General features: G+C 71.5%; 14 protein-coding genes. 3 read left to right on the top strand and 11 right to left on the bottom strand.

Going from position 1 to position 15,350, the window contains the following annotated elements; genetic code table 11:
* Nucleotides 1-82: 82 nt before the first annotated feature.
* The 9 genes from gatB to ACIBCU_RS11590 form a co-directional block, all read right to left on the bottom strand.
* Entirely contained in the window at nt 83-1,591 is a 1,509-nt protein-coding gene (gatB, locus tag ACIBCU_RS11630) for an Asp-tRNA(Asn)/Glu-tRNA(Gln) amidotransferase subunit GatB (RefSeq protein ID WP_362931757.1), read from the bottom strand.
* A 16-nt stretch (nt 1,592-1,607) separates the two neighbouring features.
* Nucleotides 1,608-1,850: a hypothetical protein gene (locus tag ACIBCU_RS11625; protein ID WP_104789325.1), complete on the bottom strand. Its 243-nt coding sequence runs from the start codon at nt 1,848-1,850 to the stop codon at nt 1,608-1,610.
* Entirely contained in the window at nt 1,847-3,349 is a 1,503-nt protein-coding gene (gene gatA, locus ACIBCU_RS11620) for an Asp-tRNA(Asn)/Glu-tRNA(Gln) amidotransferase subunit GatA (RefSeq protein ID WP_362931755.1), read from the bottom strand. The genes ACIBCU_RS11625 and gatA overlap by 4 nt, the downstream gene beginning before the upstream one ends.
* A 5-nt stretch (nt 3,350-3,354) precedes the next feature.
* Entirely contained in the window at nt 3,355-3,651 is a 297-nt protein-coding gene (gatC, locus tag ACIBCU_RS11615; RefSeq protein WP_014153935.1) for an Asp-tRNA(Asn)/Glu-tRNA(Gln) amidotransferase subunit GatC, read from the bottom strand.
* Nucleotides 3,652-3,817: 166 nt separating this feature from the next.
* On the bottom strand, nt 3,818-5,965 hold the full coding sequence (locus ACIBCU_RS11610) for a putative bifunctional diguanylate cyclase/phosphodiesterase (RefSeq protein ID WP_399230806.1): 2,148 nt from the start codon (nt 5,963-5,965) through the stop codon (nt 3,818-3,820).
* Between the two features lie 301 nt (nt 5,966-6,266).
* Nucleotides 6,267-8,465, bottom strand: a complete 2,199-nt coding sequence (gene ligA, locus ACIBCU_RS11605; RefSeq protein ID WP_399230804.1) for an NAD-dependent DNA ligase LigA — start codon at nt 8,463-8,465, stop codon at nt 6,267-6,269.
* A 44-nt stretch (nt 8,466-8,509) separates the two neighbouring features.
* Entirely contained in the window at nt 8,510-9,535 is a 1,026-nt protein-coding gene (locus tag ACIBCU_RS11600) for a methionine synthase (protein WP_362931749.1), read from the bottom strand.
* 33 nt (nt 9,536-9,568) lie between these two features.
* Entirely contained in the window at nt 9,569-10,258 is a 690-nt protein-coding gene (locus tag ACIBCU_RS11595; RefSeq protein WP_362931747.1) for an SDR family oxidoreductase, read from the bottom strand.
* Nucleotides 10,259-10,273: 15 nt separating this feature from the next.
* Nucleotides 10,274-10,813 carry a TIGR00730 family Rossman fold protein gene (locus ACIBCU_RS11590; protein WP_362931745.1) on the bottom strand — a complete coding sequence of 180 codons (540 nt, stop codon included), beginning with the start codon at nt 10,811-10,813 and terminating at the stop codon, nt 10,274-10,276.
* 65 nt (nt 10,814-10,878) lie between these two features.
* On the opposite strand from ACIBCU_RS11590, the gene ACIBCU_RS11585 reads away from it, so the two are divergent.
* Nucleotides 10,879-11,214, top strand: coding sequence for a DUF427 domain-containing protein (locus tag ACIBCU_RS11585; protein ID WP_362931743.1), 336 nt, complete (start codon nt 10,879-10,881; stop codon nt 11,212-11,214).
* Nucleotides 11,215-11,276: 62 nt separating this feature from the next.
* Nucleotides 11,277-12,080, top strand: coding sequence for an alpha/beta fold hydrolase (locus ACIBCU_RS11580; protein WP_399230800.1), 804 nt, complete (start codon nt 11,277-11,279; stop codon nt 12,078-12,080).
* A gap of 72 nt (nt 12,081-12,152) precedes the next feature.
* Here the strand turns inward: ACIBCU_RS11580 and mnmA are convergent, their stop codons facing one another.
* Nucleotides 12,153-13,286 carry a tRNA 2-thiouridine(34) synthase MnmA gene (mnmA, locus tag ACIBCU_RS11575; RefSeq protein ID WP_362931739.1) on the bottom strand — a complete coding sequence of 378 codons (1,134 nt, stop codon included), beginning with the start codon at nt 13,284-13,286 and terminating at the stop codon, nt 12,153-12,155.
* Between the two features lie 61 nt (nt 13,287-13,347).
* On the opposite strand from mnmA, the gene ACIBCU_RS11570 reads away from it, so the two are divergent.
* A complete protein-coding gene (locus ACIBCU_RS11570; RefSeq protein WP_399230797.1) occupies nt 13,348-14,043 on the top strand; it encodes an N-acetylmuramoyl-L-alanine amidase in 696 nt (231 codons plus the stop codon).
* Here ACIBCU_RS11570 and ACIBCU_RS11565 read toward each other — a convergent pair.
* On the bottom strand, nt 14,036-15,205 hold the full coding sequence (locus ACIBCU_RS11565) for a cysteine desulfurase family protein (protein ID WP_362931735.1): 1,170 nt from the start codon (nt 15,203-15,205) through the stop codon (nt 14,036-14,038). The genes ACIBCU_RS11570 and ACIBCU_RS11565 overlap by 8 nt on opposite strands.
* Between the last annotated feature and the right edge of the window lie 145 nt (nt 15,206-15,350).

The following is a 15,350-nucleotide window of genomic DNA, read 5'->3' as shown; positions in this document are numbered from 1 at the left end:
GTCCCGCCCCGGAGTGCCCGGGCAGAGCGAAGGGGCGGTGCACCCGGTCAACGGGTGCACCGCCCCTCAGGCGCATCAGGGGTCAGCCCTCGACGCCGAGCTTCTGCAGGATCAGCTCGCGCACGCGTGCCGCGTCCGCCTGACCGCGAGTGGCCTTCATGACCGCGCCCACCAGAGCGCCGGCCGCGGCCACCTTGCCGCCGCGGATCTTGTCCGCGATGGCGGCGTTGCCCGCGATGGCCTCGTCGACGGCGGTGGACAGCGCACCCTCGTCGGAGACGACCTTCAGGCCGCGCTTCTCGACGACCGTGTCGGGGTCGCCCTCGCCCGCGAGGACACCCTCGAGGACCTGGCGCGCCAGCTTGTCGTTGAGGTCGCCGGAGGCGACGAGCTCCGCCACCCGGGCGACCTGCGCCGGGGTGACCGGCAGCTCGTCCAGGCTGCGGCCGGTCTCGTTGGCGTTACGGGCGAGCTCGCCCATCCACCACTTGCGTGCCTGGTCGGACGGGGCGCCCGCCTCCGTCGTGGCGACGATCAGGTCGACCGCGCCGGCGTTGAGGATGGACTGCATGTCGTGCTCGTTGACACCCCACTCCTCCTTCAGCCGCTTGCGGCGCAGCCGGGGCAGCTCGGGGAGTCCCTTGCGGAGCTCCTCGACCCAGTCGCGGGAAGGGGCGACCGGCACCAGGTCCGGCTCGGGGAAGTAGCGGTAGTCCTCGGCGTTGTCCTTGATGCGGCCGGCCGTGGTGGAGCCGTCCTCCTCGTGGAAGTGCCGGGTCTCCTGCACGATCGTCCCGCCGGAGTTCAGCACCGCGGCGTGACGCTGGATCTCGAAGCGGGCGGCACGCTCGACGGAGCGCAGCGAGTTGACGTTCTTCGTCTCGGAGCGCGTGCCGAACTTCTCGGTGCCGTTGGGGCGCAGCGACAGGTTGACGTCGCAGCGCATCTGGCCCATCTCCATCCGGGCCTCCGAGACGCCGAGCGCCTTGATGAGCTCGCGGAGCTCGGCGACGTACGCCTTGGCGACCTCGGGTGCGCGTGCGCCCGCTCCCTCGATCGGCTTGGTGACGATCTCGATGAGGGGGATGCCCGCACGGTTGTAGTCGAGCAGCGAGTGGGAGGCGCCGTGGATACGGCCGGTGGCACCGCCGACGTGCGTCGACTTGCCGGTGTCCTCCTCCATGTGTGCGCGCTCGATCTGCACGCGGAAGATCTCGCCGTCCTCCAGCTGGACGTCCAGATAGCCGTTGAAGGCGATCGGCTCGTCGTACTGGGAGGTCTGGAAGTTCTTCGGCATGTCCGGATAGAAGTAGTTCTTCCGGGCGAAGCGGCACCACTCGGCGATCTCGCAGTTCAGCGCGAGACCGATCTTGACGGCGGACTCGACGCCGATCTCGTTGACGACCGGCAGCGCGCCCGGCAGTCCGAGGCAGACCGGGCAGGTCTGCGAGTTCGCGTCCTGCTTGAGCTCGGTGGAGCACCCGCAGAACATCTTGGTCTTGGTGCCGAGCTCCACATGGACCTCGAGGCCCATGACGGGGTCGTACGTCGCGAGGGCATCCTCGTACGACTCCAGGTCGATGACAGTCACGATGAAACTTTCCCTCTCAGCCCAGCAGGACGTCGTCGTCACCGAGACGCTTGAGCTCGCGGTAGAGGATCGCGAGTCCGGTCACGATCGCGGCGGCGGATACGGCGGCGTCGACCAGCCGCAGCGTGTCGTTGTCCTGGCGGGCCATCCTCGCCTGCTTGACGACGCTCAGGGCGCCGAAGGCGGTGGTGCCCAGGGACACGTACACACCGGACTTGGACTTCTTGAAGTTCTTGGCCTTCTTAGCCATTGCGCTCATAGTGACGGAGCCTCCTCAAGCAGCGGGTGCCCCCACCTTTCCACGAAAGCGGCCTCGACGGCTGCTCCGACCTTGTACAGCCGGTCGTCCTTCATGGCGGGGGCGATGATCTGCAGTCCGACCGGCAGGCCGTCCTCCGGGGCCAGGCCGCAGGGCAGCGACATGGCGGAGTTGCCGGCGAGGTTGGTCGGAATGGTGCACAGGTCCGCGAGGTACATCGCCATCGGGTCGTCGGCGCGCTCGCCGATGGGGAAGGCGGTGGTGGGCGTCGTCGGCGAGACGACGACGTCCACCTGCTCGAACGCCTTCTCGAAGTCCTGGGTGATGAGGGTGCGGACCTTCTGGGCCGAGCCGTAGTACGCGTCGTAGTAGCCGGAGCTGAGTGCGTACGTGCCCAGGATGATGCGGCGCTTGACCTCGTCGCCGAAGCCGGCCTCACGGGTGAGGGCGGTGACGTCCTCGGCCGACCGCGTGCCGTCGTCACCGACCCGCAGGCCGTAGCGCATGGCGTCGAAGCGGGCCAGGTTCGAGGAGGCTTCGGACGGCGCGATCAGGTAGTACGCCGACAGGGCGAGGTCGAAGGACGGGCAGTCCAGCTCGACGATCGTGGCGCCGAGCGACTTCAGCAGCTCGACGGACTCGTTGAACCGCTGGACGACGCCGGCCTGGTAGCCCTCGCCCGCGAACTGCTTGACCACGCCGACGCGCATGCCCTGTACGGAGCCGTTGCGCGCGGCCTCGACGACCGGCGGGACCGGCGCGTCGATGGACGTCGAGTCGAGCGGGTCGTGTCCGCCGATGACCTCGTGGAGCAGCGCCGCGTCCAGGACCGTACGGGCGCAGGGGCCGCCCTGGTCGAGGGAGGACGAGAAGGCGACCATGCCGTAGCGGGAGACGCCGCCGTAGGTGGGCTTGACGCCGACGGTGCCGGTGACGGCCGCGGGCTGGCGGATGGAGCCGCCGGTGTCCGTGCCGATGGCGAGCGGCGCCTCGAAGGAGGCCAGCGCGGCGGACGAGCCACCGCCGGAACCGCCCGGGATACGAGTGAGGTCCCAGGGGTTGCCGGTCGGGCCGTAGGCGCTGTTCTCGGTGGAGGACCCCATGGCGAACTCGTCCATGTTGGTCTTGCCGAGGATGACGACGTCGGCGGCCTTCAGCTTCTTCGTGAGGGTCGCGTCGTACGGCGGGACCCAGCCCTCGAGGATCTTCGAGCCGACGGTGGTCGGCATGTCCTGGGTGGTGAAGATGTCCTTGAGCGCGAGCGGGACGCCTGCCAGCGGGCCGAGCTTCTCGCCCGCCTCACGCTTGGCGTCGACGGCGCGGGCCTGCGCGAGCGCGCCCTCGCGGTCGATGTGCAGGAAGGCGTGGACCTTCTCGTCGATGGCGTCGATCCGGGCCAGGTGGGCCTCGGTGACCTCGACGGCCGTCAGCTCGCCGGAGGCGATCTTCGCGGCGATCTGGGCCGCGGTGAGCTTGATGATGGTGCTGATGTCCGTCATGGCTGTTAGTCCTCCCCCAGGATCTGCGGCACCTTGAAACGCTGCTGCTCCTGGGCCGGGGCGCCGGAGAGCGCCTGCTCGGGGGTGAGCGACGGACGGACCTCGTCCGCCCGCATGACATTGGTCAGCGGCAGCGGGTGGGAGGTCGGCGGTACGTCTTGGTCGGCGACCTCGGAGACGCGGGCGACCGCGCCGATGATGTCGTCGAGCTGACCGGCGAAGTGTTCGAGCTCTTCGCCCTTCAGCTCCAGACGCGCCAGCCGGGCGAGGTGGGCGACCTCCTCGCGCGTGATGCCAGGCATGCAGCGATCCTCAGGGTTTGGTGTGTGGTTTTGGCCCAATCCTATGGGGTCGCCGGACACTGCCCCGACTGCATTACCGCCCGCCGCCTCACAATCCCGGTCCGGCCACATCGGGCCCGTCCGGCGATTGAGGACAAAACGCCCACCGGGTGGGGCCGTACGGTCCTCAGGCCGTCGCCGGGCCGGAGACCGCCCGCCCGGCCGGGCGCTGCTGCTCCACCTCGGGCTGCAGCGCCGCCGCCGCGGCCGCGGCTTTCTGGTCGGCGGGCCGCCGCCACCCGTGCTCGCCGCGGGCCCGCAGCCAGGCCGTCGTCTCCTGCGGCGGCATCGCGGCGGCGACGAGCCACCCCTGCACCGCGTCGCAGCGCAGGTCCCGCAGCCGCTCCCAGGTCTCGTCGTCCTCGACGCCCTCGGCGACGACGATCAGGCCGAGCGAATGGGCCAGGTCGATGGTGCAGCGGACGATCTCGGCGTCCTCGTGGTCCACGGCCAGCCGTGCGACGAACGACCGGTCGATCTTGAGTTCGCTGACCGGCAGCTTCCGCAGATGGACGAGGGAGGAGTAGCCGGTGCCGAAGTCGTCGAGGGACATCTTCACGCCGTGCCCGGTCAGCGCGGCGAGGGTGTCCGCGGCCCGCTGAGGGTCCTCCAGCAGGACGTGCTCGGTTATCTCCAACTGCAGCGCACCGGCCGGGACCCCGTGCCGGGCGAGCCGTGCGGCGACGCTTCCCGCGAAGCCGGGGGTGTGGACGTCGCGCGGCGAGACGTTGACCGCGACGGGGACGAACAGTCCCTGGGCCCGCCACCGGGCCACCTGGGCCAGCGCGGTCTCCAGGACGTACTCGGTGAGGTGGGGCATCAGCCCGGAGGATTCCGCGATCGCGATGAACTCGTCCGGGGGGACCCGCCCCCGCTCCGGATGCACCCAGCGCACGAGCGCTTCGAGGCCCGCCACCTGGCCGTCGAAGCGAACCTTGGGCTGGTAGTGGAGCTCCACCTCGCGGGCGTCCAGGGCCCGGCGCAGATCGCCCAGCAGGCCGAGCCGGTCCGGGGTGTTGCTGTCGCGCTTGGACTCGTAGACCTCCACGCCCGTGCGGTCCCGCTTGGCCTGGTACATGGCCACGTCCGCCCGCCTGAGGAGCCCTTCGGCGTCCAGCGCGTGGTCGGGGTGGACGGCGACCCCCGCGCTCGCCTCCAGCACGAGCGTGAGCCCGTCGAGGTCGAGGGGCGAGGAGAGCTCGGCGACCAGATGGCGGGCGATGCGCTGGGCACTGGTGGCCGAGTTCGCGGTCGGCAGCAGCACGGCGAACTCGTCGCCGCCGAGCCGTGCGGCCTCCGCGCCGCGCGGCAGGGCGAGCCGCAGCCGCTCCGCTATCTGGAGCAGCAGCCGGTCGCCGGCGAGATGTCCGAGGGTGTCGTTGACGGCCCGGAAGCGGTCGAGGTCGATGAGGACCAGGGCGGTTCTGGTGCCGGTGCCGCCGGCCTCCTCCAGCGCCGTCCACGTTCTCTCCAGGAGCCACTGACGGTTGGGCAGGCCGGTGAGCGGATCCCTCAGCTGCTCCTCGGCCCGTGCGCGGGCGATCCACAGCGTGGAGTCCAGGGCGATCAGCGGGACGGCGAAGAGCGGCAGCAGCACGGGCTTGGCCGAGGCCACCACGCAGATCAGCGGGGCGATGCCCAGCAGGGCGACCGCGACGAGCCCCTGGCGCAGCAGGGCGGTGCGGGCGATCGTCGGCAGCCCGCCGCCGTGGGACGCCCTGGCGTACCAGAGCAGGAAGCGGGTGACGAGGAGATACGTGCCGGCGGCGAGCAGCACTTCCGGTACGGCGTCGATACCCCAGTGGAGTGGCCGCCAGGGCGTTTCGACGCTCGGGACCTCACCGAAGGCGGACAGGACCAGCGCGGCCGCCCCTATGCCGAGTATGTCCACCGCCCCGTGCAGCAGCCCCTGCCACCACCGGTGCCGCCTGGCCGTACCGACGAGCACCACGACGACGAGGCTGACCAGGCCCGCGGCCACCCAGCCGTAGAGCAGCAGGACGGCGAGGGCGAGGGCGGCGCCGGAACCGGTGCCGCCCCACCAGCGGTCGCGCCCGAGGGCGACCAGATGGCCCACGATGATTCCGGTGAGCAGAGCGAGCGACCAGCCGGCGGTGCCGGCGGGAAAGAGCGCGTGTCCGTCGTGGACCGTGCGGTAGAACCCGGTCGCCAGCTGCACGGCGGCGACCGCCACGACGACGGCGCCCACCTTGGACGTGAGGCCCACGAAACCTTGCAGACGCGACACCGGTGCGGCGCTCTCGGTCGGTTTCATTCCGTCCCTCTCACAGCCGGCGGTGCCGATGTCCCATGGTGGCCCCCGCTCCCATGCCACCACGACCCAGATCCCACCACGCGGCCGGGCACGGCAGGTGCTCGTTCAACAGTAGGCCGACGAGGGCCCCCACGGGCAGCGCTCTGCAGCTCTTGCCCGAATGCGGTCCTCCACCGCTCACCTTCTGATAAGCGCCGAACGGGTGATGCGGGCGGGCCGACCGGCCGCCCGCGTCGCCTCGTTGCCTTACTTCCCCCGTCGCTCACGACCACGCGTCGCCGGCATCTCGATCGTGCCTCGATCAGGTCTCCTCGGCGGGAACAGCGGCCTCACGGGCGGCATCCGGCCCTTGCTCCAGGAGCACGGCGAAGCCGTCCTCGTCGAGTACGGGCACCTTCAGCTGCATCGCCTTGTCGTACTTGGACCCCGGGTTGTCGCCCACCACCACGAAGGAGGTCTTCTTCGAGACGGAGCCGGTGACCTTCGCCCCGAGGCTCTGGAGCGCCTCCTTGGCTCCGTCCCTGGTGTGCGCGGTCAGGGTGCCGGTGACCACGACGGTGAGCCCTTCCAGCGGTCGCGGCCCCTCGTCCTCGCCCGCGCCCTCGTCCTCCATCCGGACCCCGGCCTCCCGCCATTTGCGCAGGATCTCGCGGTGCCAGTCCTCGGCGAACCACTGCTTGACCGAGGCGGCGATGATCGGGCCCACCCCGTCCGCCGCGGCCAGCTCCTCCTCGGACGCCGCGTCGATCCGGTCGACGGACCGGAACTGCCGGGCCAGCTCGACGGCGGCCACCGGGCCCACATGCCGGATCGAGAGGCCGGTGAGGATCCGGGCGAGCGGGGCCTGTCTGGCCGCCGCGATGCCTTCCAGCATGCCGAGGGCGTTCTTCTTCGGCTCACCCTGCTGGTTGGCGAAGACCGTGGCGATCTTCTCCTCGCCCGTCTTCGGGTCACGCTTGGGCAGTCCGCTGTCGGCGTCCAGGACGTACGCCCGGATCGGCAGCAGCTGCTCCACCGTCAGGCCGAAGAGATCCCCCTCGTCCAGCAGGGGCGGTTCGGCGGGTTCCAGGGGCTTGGTCAGGGCCGCGGCAGCGACATAGCCGAAGTGGTCGATGTCCAGGCACTTGCGGCCTGCGAGATAGGCCAGGCGCTCCCTCAACTGAGCAGGGCAGGAGCGGGCGTTGGGACAGCGGAGGTCGATGTCGGCCTCCTTCATGGGCCGCAGCGCCGTCCCGCACTCGGGGCACTCGGACGGCATGACGAACTCCCGCTCGCCGCCGTGCCGCAGATCGACGACCGGGCCGAGGATCTCCGGGATGACGTCGCCCGCCTTGCGGAGTACCACCGTGTCGCCGATGAGGACGCCCTTGGCCTTCACCACGTTCTGGTTGTGCAGGGTGGCGAACTCGACCTCCGAACCGGCCACCTCGACCGGCTCGACCTGGGCGTACGGCGTGACGCGTCCGGTGCGTCCGACGCCGACCCGGATGTTGACCAGCTTGGTGTTGACCTCCTGGGGGGCGTACTTCCAGGCGATCGCCCAGCGGGGCGCGCGCGAGGTGGAGCCCAGCCTGCCCTGGAGCGGGATCTCGTCCAGCTTGACGACGACGCCGTCGATCTCGTGCTCGACGGACTGCCGGTTCTCGCCGAACCAGGCGATGAACTCCCGGACCTCGTCGAGGGATTCGACCACCTTGTTGTGCTTGGCGGTGGGCAGGCCCCATTCCCTCAGCAGGTCGTAGGCCTGGGAGAGCCGGTCGATGTCGAAGCCCTCACGGGCTCCGATGCCGTGCACCACCATGTGGAGCGGGCGGGTGGCGGTGACCTTCGGGTCCTTCTGCCGCAGCGAACCGGCCGCCGCGTTGCGCGGGTTGGCGAAGGGCTTGTCGCCGGCCTCGACCAGCCGGGCGTTGAGCCCCTCGAACGCCTCCATGGGGAAGAAGACCTCGCCCCGGATCTCGACGAGCTCGGGGACGCGGTCGCCCTTGAGGCGGAGCGGGATCTCGGCGATCGTACGGACGTTGGGGGTGATGTCCTCTCCCGTGCGCCCGTCGCCCCGGGTCGCCGCGCGGGTCAGCCTGCCGTGCTCGTACGTGAGGTTGACGGCGAGGCCGTCCACCTTGAGCTCGCACAGGAAGTGGTACCCGCCCCTGCCCACGTCCTTGGCCACGCGATCGGCCCAGGCCGCGAGCTCCGCGTCGTCGAACGCGTTGTCGAGGGAGAGCAGGCGCTCACGGTGCTCGACGGAGGTGAATTCCGTGGTGTAGGGGCCGGCGACCTTCTGGGTCGGCGAGTCCGGTGTGCGCAGCTCGGGGTGCTCGTCCTCGATGGCCTCCAGCGCGCGCATCTGCCGGTCGAACTCGGCGTCGTCGATGACGGGCTGGTCCTTCACGTAATACCGGAAGCGGTGCTCCTCGATCTGCTCGGCGAGGAGTGCGTGCTGTTCCTGCACCTCCGCCGGCACACCGGTCAGCTGCTGCGCCTGCTCTTCGCCGGCCATCGACTGTTCCTCCGTTGCCCCATTAAGACCTCTACGACGACCCGTTACTCAGGGTTGTCCGCGAGCGACCTCGCGGCCCGGGCGCAGTGGGCGAGCGCGGCGCGCGCGTACGCGGGCGACGCTCCCGCCAGCCCGCAGGACGGGGTGACCACGACGGACTCGCTGAGAGTCCCCGGATTCAGCCCCAGCCTGCTCCACAACGTCCTGACCTCCATGACGCTACCGCCCGGGTCCGACAATGCGGTCGAGGCGGCGTCGATACCGGGAACCACGCCGAGGAAGAGCTGGGTACCGCCTTCGACGGCTTCCCCGATCGCCTCCTCCTCACGCTCGGTGAGCAGGGAGAAGTCGAAGGAGACCCCGCCGGCGCCGGCGCGGCGCAGCAGCGCGAACGGCACCTCCGGGGCACACGAGTGGACGACCGTGGGGCCCTCGCCGTTCACCGCGAGCAGCTCGCGCAGCGTTCCCTCCACGACCTGGCGGTCCACGGCTCGGTAGGTGCGGTAGCCGCTCGCCGACCTGACCCGTCCCTGCAGTACGGCGGTCAGGGAGGGTTCGTCGAGCTGGAGCACGACCTCGGCGCGGGGGATCCTGCGCCGCACCTCCGCGAGGTGGGAGCGCAGCCCCTCGGCCAGCGAGCCCGCCAGGTCACGGCAGGCGCCCGGGTCGCCCAGCATGGCCTCGCCGCCCCGCAGTTCCAGCGACGCGGCCAGGGTCCAGGGTCCGACGGCCTGGACCTTGAGCAGCCCCTCGTAGCCCTGGGTGAACTCCTCCAGCGCGTCGAGGTCCTCGCCGAGCCAGGAGCGGGCGCGGCGGGTGTCGCGGCCTGGACGGTCGCTGATCCGCCAGCCGCTGGGCTCGACATGGCCGTACATCTCGACGAGCAGGCCGATGGTGCGCCCGGTCATGTCCGCGCCGGGGCCCCGCGCGGGCAGCTCCGCCAGATACGGCATGCCCTGGCCGTCGGCGAAGGACCCGGTGACGGTTCTGGCCGCCTCCCGGGCGTCTCCCCCCGGCATGGAACCGATCCCGGTGGCTGCACTCGCGCTGAACCCGCTCTTCTCGCTCACGCGGAAAGCCTACGGGCCCCGGGGCGCGGGTCCTCAGCGGCCGGGGCGGACCGTCAGGTCGTTGATCTCGGCGTCCCTCGGCAGATCGAGCGCGAGCAGGATCGTGGTGGCCACCGATTCAGGGTCGATCCAGCGTGAGGCGTCGTACTCCTTGCCCTCCTGCTGGTGGACCTTGGCCTGCATGGGGCTGGCGGTGCGGCCGGGGTAGACGGAGGTGACCCTGACCCCGTTGCCGTGCTCCTCGTGGCGCAGCGAGTCGGCGAGGGCCTTGAGCCCGTGCTTGCTCGCGGCGTACGCACCCCATTCGGCGTGTGCCGCGAGCCCGGCGCCGGAGTTCACGAAGACGACGTGTCCCTTGGTGACGCGCAGCTGCGGCAGCAGCAGCCGTGTCAGCTCGGCCGGGGAGACCAGGTTGGCGTTGAGCTGGAAGTGCCAGGCCTTGGGGGTGAGGTCGCCGATCGTGCCGAGCTCGACGACGCCCGCGATGTGCAGCAGCGAGTCGAGGCGTTCGGGCATCGGCTGCTGCCCGAACGCCCAGGAGAGCCGGTCGGGGTTGCCGAGGTCGCCGACGAGCGTGCGGGCCCCGGGGTGGAGCGCGACCAGTTCCCTGGCGCGTCCCGCGTCGCGGGCCAGCAGCACGAGTTCGTCGCCGCGCTCCAGGAGACGGCGGGCGACGGCCGCTCCGATGCCGGAGCCGGCGCCGGTGATGAGATGAGTAGGCATGGACTCATGCTCGCATCACTGCAGGCCGGCCGACTCCTCCAGGTGGGCCAGCGCCCCGACGCCGTCCTCGGCGAAGAAGACCAGCTCGGTCAGCGGGACCGGCAGGAAGCCCTCGTCCTCCATGCGCCGGAACTGCTGGTGCAGGCCGTCGTAGAACCCGGCGGTGTTCAGCAGGACGACGGGCTTGGTGTGCTTGCCGTGCTTCTTCAGCTCCAGGATCTCCGTCGCCTCGTCGAGCGTTCCCGTCCCGCCGACCATGATCACGATCGCGTCGGACTTCTCCAGGAGCAGCGCCTTGCGCTCGGCCAGGTCGTTGGCTATCACCATCTCGTCGGCGTTCGTCCGCGCCTTGGCCGCCAGGAAGTCCACGGACACCCCGACGAGCCGTCCGCCGGCCTCCTGGACGCCGTCGGCGACGACCTTCATCAGCCCGCTCTCCGAGCCGCCCCAGACCAGGGTGTGTCCGCCCCGGCCCAGCAGTTCGGCGAATTCACGGGCGGGGCCGGTGTAGCGGTCGTCGAGGTCGGCGGCGGAGAGGAAGACGCAGATGTTCATGCGGATACCGTACGACCGGCCCCGGGCGCGGGAAGAAACCGGGCTCCCCCTCGGCTGAACCAGGTATGACCTCCACCACAGGACACACCATCACCGTCGGACCCGAAGCCGTGCACGTGCGTGCGGTGCACGACGGGCAGGTGCTCGCCGAGAGCCGCCGTCCCCTGGTGCTGCGCGAGACGGGCTGTCCCGACCGCTACTACCTGCCGTCCGAGGATGTGCGGACCGACCTGCTGACGCCCTCGGACACCCGTACGCACTGCCCGTTCAAGGGTGACGCGTCGTACTGGTCGCTGCCGGACGCGGCGGACCTCGTCTGGGCCTACCCGGAGCCCAAGGAACAAGTCGCGGCGATCAAGGACCACTTCTGCTTCTACTCCACGGATGTGGTCACCGACTGACCGTCAGAAATATTGCTCCGCCGCACCGATGAGTTCCGCGGGGCACGGCAGTCCACCCTCGTATGGACAAGACTCTCTCCCGTGACGGGACGCCGATCGCGTATCGCCGCCACGGTGACGGGCCGCCGGTGATCCTGGTGGGCGGTGCCCTGAGCACCGCGGCCGACGAGGCACCACTGGCCGCTCTGCTGGCCCCGCGCTTCACGGTCGTCACGTACGACCGCCGGGGCCGCGGGGCGAGCGGCGACGGCGGGCCGTACGCGCTGCGCCGCGAGATCGAGGACCTGGCCGCGGTCGCGGCGACGGCGGGCGGGCGCGTCTCGGTGTTCGGCATGCTGTCGGGCGGGGCGCTGGCCCTGGAGGCGCAGGCCGCGGGGCTGCCCGTGGACCTCCTGGCGGTCTACGAGCCGCCGTACACCCCGGGCCCCGCCGGCCTCCTGTACAAGTCCCGCTGCACGGCGCTGCTGCACCGGCTGCTGGCGGCGGGTGACCGGGGCGGCGCCGTCGAGCTGTATCTGTCGCGGACGGGGGTCCCGGAGGACATGATCGCCCGCATGCGCCGGGCCCCGGTCTGGTCCGGCCTCGAAGCGGTGGCCCACACCCTCGCGTACGACGACGCCCTGCTGGGCGACGGCTCGGTCCCGGCCGGGCGGCTCTCCTCCGTCACGGCGCGCACCCTGGTGGTGACCGGCGGTTTGAGCACGGAACAGGCGCACCGGACGACGCTGGCCCTCGCGGCCGCGGTCCCCCGGGCCAGGCACCGCACCCTGACCGGCCAGACCCGCGAGCTGGCCCCGCACGCGATCGCGCCGGTGCTTGCGGACTTCTTCGCCCGGGACCCGTTCCTGCGTACGGCCGTCTCCTAGGCGGCATCCGGCGGGACGCGCCGGGCCGGCCGGGCCGTCGCAGGGGAGCGACCCGGCCGGCCCGGCCGTACGTCAGCCGGTGGCCGAGGCCTTCTCCCTGCGCACCGTCGTCGCGATCGTGGCCGAGCCGACGACCCGGGTGCCGTCGTAGAGCACCACTGCCTGCCCCGGCGCCACGCCGCGGACCGGCTCGGTGAAGGTGACGGTCAGGGTGCCGTCGGTCAGCTCCGCGGTCACCTCGGTCTCGCCGCCGTGGGCGCGGAGCTGAGCGGTGTACGTGCCGGGGCCCGTGGGAGGCGCGCCACACCAGCGAGGCTTGATGGCGGTCAGCGCGGTGACGTCGAGGGCCTCCACCGGGCCGACCGTCACCGTGTTGTTCACCGGGGAGATGTCCAGGACGTAGCGCGGCTTGCCGTCGGGGGCGGGGTGGCCGATGCGCAGCCCCTTGCGCTGGCCGATGGTGAAGCCGAAGGCACCCTCGTGGGTGCCGACCTTCGCGCCGGACTCGTCGAGGATGTCGCCCTCCGCGGGGCCGCCGAGGCGGCCTGCCAGGAAGCCCTGGGTGTCGCCGTCGGCGATGAAGCAGATGTCGTGGCTGTCGGGCTTCTTGGCGACCGCCAGGCCCCGGCGCTCGGCCTCGGCGCGGATCTCGTCCTTCGTGGTCAGGGTGTCACCCAGCGGGAACATCGCGTGGGCGAGCTGCTTCTCGTCCAGGACACCGAGGACGTAGCTCTGGTCCTTCGCCATGTCCGAGGCGCGGTGCATCTCCCGGGTGCCGTCGTCCTTCAGCACGACCGTGGCGTAGTGGCCGGTGCACACGGCGTCGAAGCCGAGGGCCAGCGCCTTGTCGAGGAGCGCGGCGAACTTGATCTTCTCGTTGCAGCGCAGGCAGGGGTTGGGCGTGCGCCCGGCCTCGTACTCCGCGACGAAGTCGTCCACGACGTCCTCACGGAAGCGTTCCGCCAGGTCCCAGACGTAGAACGGGATGCCGATGACGTCCGCCGCGCGGCGGGCGTCCCGGGAGTCCTCGATGGTGCAACAGCCGCGCGCGCCCGTACGGAAGGACTGCGGGTTCGCGGAGAGGGCGAGGTGCACACCGGTCACGTCGTGCCCGGCCTCGGCGGCTCGGGCCGCCGCCACGGCGGAGTCGACTCCGCCTGACATGGCGGCGAGCACACGGAGGGGGCGCTGGGAGGTCTGAGTCATAGCTTCTCCAGAGTACGGGGCTCCGGGAACCGAATGCTCGCGGATATGCGTTGAGGAGCACATGGGGAACAACGGGAGTGCCGGGTCGCCGGGAAAGGGTCCTGGTCACGGCATCAGCAGACGCTCGCTGCTGATCGGTGGCGGTGCCGCGGCGGCGGCCACGGCCGCCGTGGCCGTGGACGAGGTCCGGCGCGTCTGGTGGCGGGTGCCCGGCGTGGAGAAGCCCCGCGAGGCCGGCGAGCTGGACTACGCACCGGCGACCTGGGTCGCGGCCTCCCAGGGGAACTGGCGGCGGGCCGACCGCCCCGACGACTACGGCGTGGACCGGGTGATCATCCATGTCACCCAGGGCAGCTACGAGAGCGCGGTCAAGGTCTTCCAGGACCCGGCACACCAGGCGGCCACGCATTACATCGTCGGGCAGAACGGCCGCGTGACCCAGATGATCCGGGAGCTCGACGTGGCGTACCACGCGGGCAACCGCTCGTTCAACGAACGCAGTATCGGTATCGAGCACGAGGGCTTCGTCGACCGCCCCCAGGACTTCACGAAGAAGATGTACGAGTCCTCCGCGCGGCTGACGGCCGCGATATGCAAGCGGTACGCGATCCCGGTGGACCGGGAGCACATCATCGGGCACGTCGAGGTGCCGGGCGCGGACCACACCGACCCCGGACCGCACTGGGACTGGACCCGCTACATGAAGCTGGTGCGCGCGGCGTCCACGGCGGGAGACAAGGGGTCTCGCGCTAGCTGAGTCCTGCCGTCCTGGCCCGCTCGACCGCGGGACCGATCGCCCGTGCGAGTTCCTCCACGTCCTGTCCGGTCGTGGTGTGGCCGAGCGAGAAGCGCAGCGTGCCACGTGCCAGCGCGGGGTCGGTGCCGGTGGCCAGCAGCACATGGCTCGGCTGGGCGACGCCGGCGGTGCACGCCGAGCCCGTGGAGCATTCGATGCCCTGGGCGTCGAGCAGCAGCAGCAGGGAGTCGCCCTCGCAGCCGGGGAAGGTGAAGTGGGCGTTGGCGGGCAGCCGCCCGCCGGGGGCCGGGTCGCCGCCGAGGAGTGCGTCGGGGACCGCCTCCAGCACGGCGGCGGCCAGCTCGTCGCGGAGTGCGCCGACCTCACGGGCGAAGCCCTCGCGTCCGTCGGCGGCGTGCCGCCCGGCCACGGCGAACGCCGCCACGGCGGGTACGTCGAGGGTGCCGGAGCGTACATGCCGCTCCTGGCCGCCGCCGTGCAGGACGGGCACGGGGGCCTGGTCGCGGCCGAGCAGCAGCGCCCCGATGCCGAAGGGGCCGCCGATCTTGTGCGCGCTGACCGTCATGGCGGCCAGCCCGGAGGCGGCGAAGTCGACCTCCAGCTGCCCGAACGCCTGCACCGCGTCGGAGTGCATGGGGACGCCGAACTCGCGGGCCACCTCGGCGAGTTCACGTATCGGCATGATCGTGCCGATCTCGTTGTTGGCCCACATCACGGTGACCAGGGCGACGTCGTCGGGGTCGCGTACGAGCGCCTCGCGCAGCGCGTCCGGGTGCACACGTCCGTACGCGTCGACCGGGAGGTATTCGACGGTGGCGCCCTCGTGCTCGGCGAGCCAGTCCACGGCGTCGAGGACGGCGTGGTGCTCCACGGGGCTGGCGAGGACCCGGGTGCGCCGGGGGTCGGCGTCGCGGCGGGCCCAGTAGAGGCCCTTCACCGCGAGGTTGTCCGCCTCGGTGCCGCCGGAGGTCAGGACGACCTCGCTGGGGCGTGCTCCGAGGGCGTCGGCGAGGGTTTCTCTGGACTCCTCGACGGTACGGCGGGCGCGGCGCCCGGCAGCGTGCAAGGAGGACGCGTTGCCGGTGACGGCGAGCTGCGCGGACATCGCCGCGATCGCCTCCGGAAGCATCGGCGTGGTCGCGGCGTGGTCGAGGTAAGCCATGGTGCTGACGATTCTACGAGCCCGGGGCGCGGCGCGTGCCGGGCGCATCGCGCCGTGGGCCGCGCGCGCCCGGCAGGAGGCCGGTGCGGGCCCCTCGGACCGGGCCCGGCCGGGCCCGGTCCGAGGGGCCCGCCCGCGTCCGAGC

Origin of the sequence: Streptomyces sp. NPDC051064, assembly GCF_044455985.1 — a bacterium.
In the GTDB taxonomy this organism is placed as follows: Bacteria; Actinomycetota; Actinomycetes; order Streptomycetales; family Streptomycetaceae; genus Streptomyces.
Note: the sequence above shows the minus strand (reverse complement) of the source record. Positions and strands in the feature narration are given on the sequence as shown.

What these genes read in the sequence shown, in the direction of transcription:
- ACIBCU_RS11610 (WP_399230806.1), bottom strand. Translation starts at nt 5,965, where the DNA reads ATGAAACCGACCGAGAGCGCCGCACCGGTGTCGCGTCTGCAAGGTTTC.
- ACIBCU_RS11570 (WP_399230797.1), top strand. Translation starts at nt 13,348, where the DNA reads ATGGGGAACAACGGGAGTGCCGGGTCGCCGGGAAAGGGTCCTGGTCAC.
- ACIBCU_RS11565 (WP_362931735.1), bottom strand. Translation starts at nt 15,205, where the DNA reads ATGGCTTACCTCGACCACGCCGCGACCACGCCGATGCTTCCGGAGGCG.
- gatA (WP_362931755.1), bottom strand. Translation starts at nt 3,349, where the DNA reads ATGACGGACATCAGCACCATCATCAAGCTCACCGCGGCCCAGATCGCC.
- ACIBCU_RS11580 (WP_399230800.1), top strand. Translation starts at nt 11,277, where the DNA reads ATGGACAAGACTCTCTCCCGTGACGGGACGCCGATCGCGTATCGCCGC.
- mnmA (WP_362931739.1), bottom strand. Translation starts at nt 13,286, where the DNA reads ATGACTCAGACCTCCCAGCGCCCCCTCCGTGTGCTCGCCGCCATGTCA.
- ACIBCU_RS11595 (WP_362931747.1), bottom strand. Translation starts at nt 10,258, where the DNA reads ATGCCTACTCATCTCATCACCGGCGCCGGCTCCGGCATCGGAGCGGCC.
- gatC (WP_014153935.1), bottom strand. Translation starts at nt 3,651, where the DNA reads ATGCCTGGCATCACGCGCGAGGAGGTCGCCCACCTCGCCCGGCTGGCG.
- ACIBCU_RS11590 (WP_362931745.1), bottom strand. Translation starts at nt 10,813, where the DNA reads ATGAACATCTGCGTCTTCCTCTCCGCCGCCGACCTCGACGACCGCTAC.
- ligA (WP_399230804.1), bottom strand. Translation starts at nt 8,465, where the DNA reads ATGGCCGGCGAAGAGCAGGCGCAGCAGCTGACCGGTGTGCCGGCGGAG.
- ACIBCU_RS11625 (WP_104789325.1), bottom strand. Translation starts at nt 1,850, where the DNA reads ATGAGCGCAATGGCTAAGAAGGCCAAGAACTTCAAGAAGTCCAAGTCC.
- ACIBCU_RS11585 (WP_362931743.1), top strand. Translation starts at nt 10,879, where the DNA reads ATGACCTCCACCACAGGACACACCATCACCGTCGGACCCGAAGCCGTG.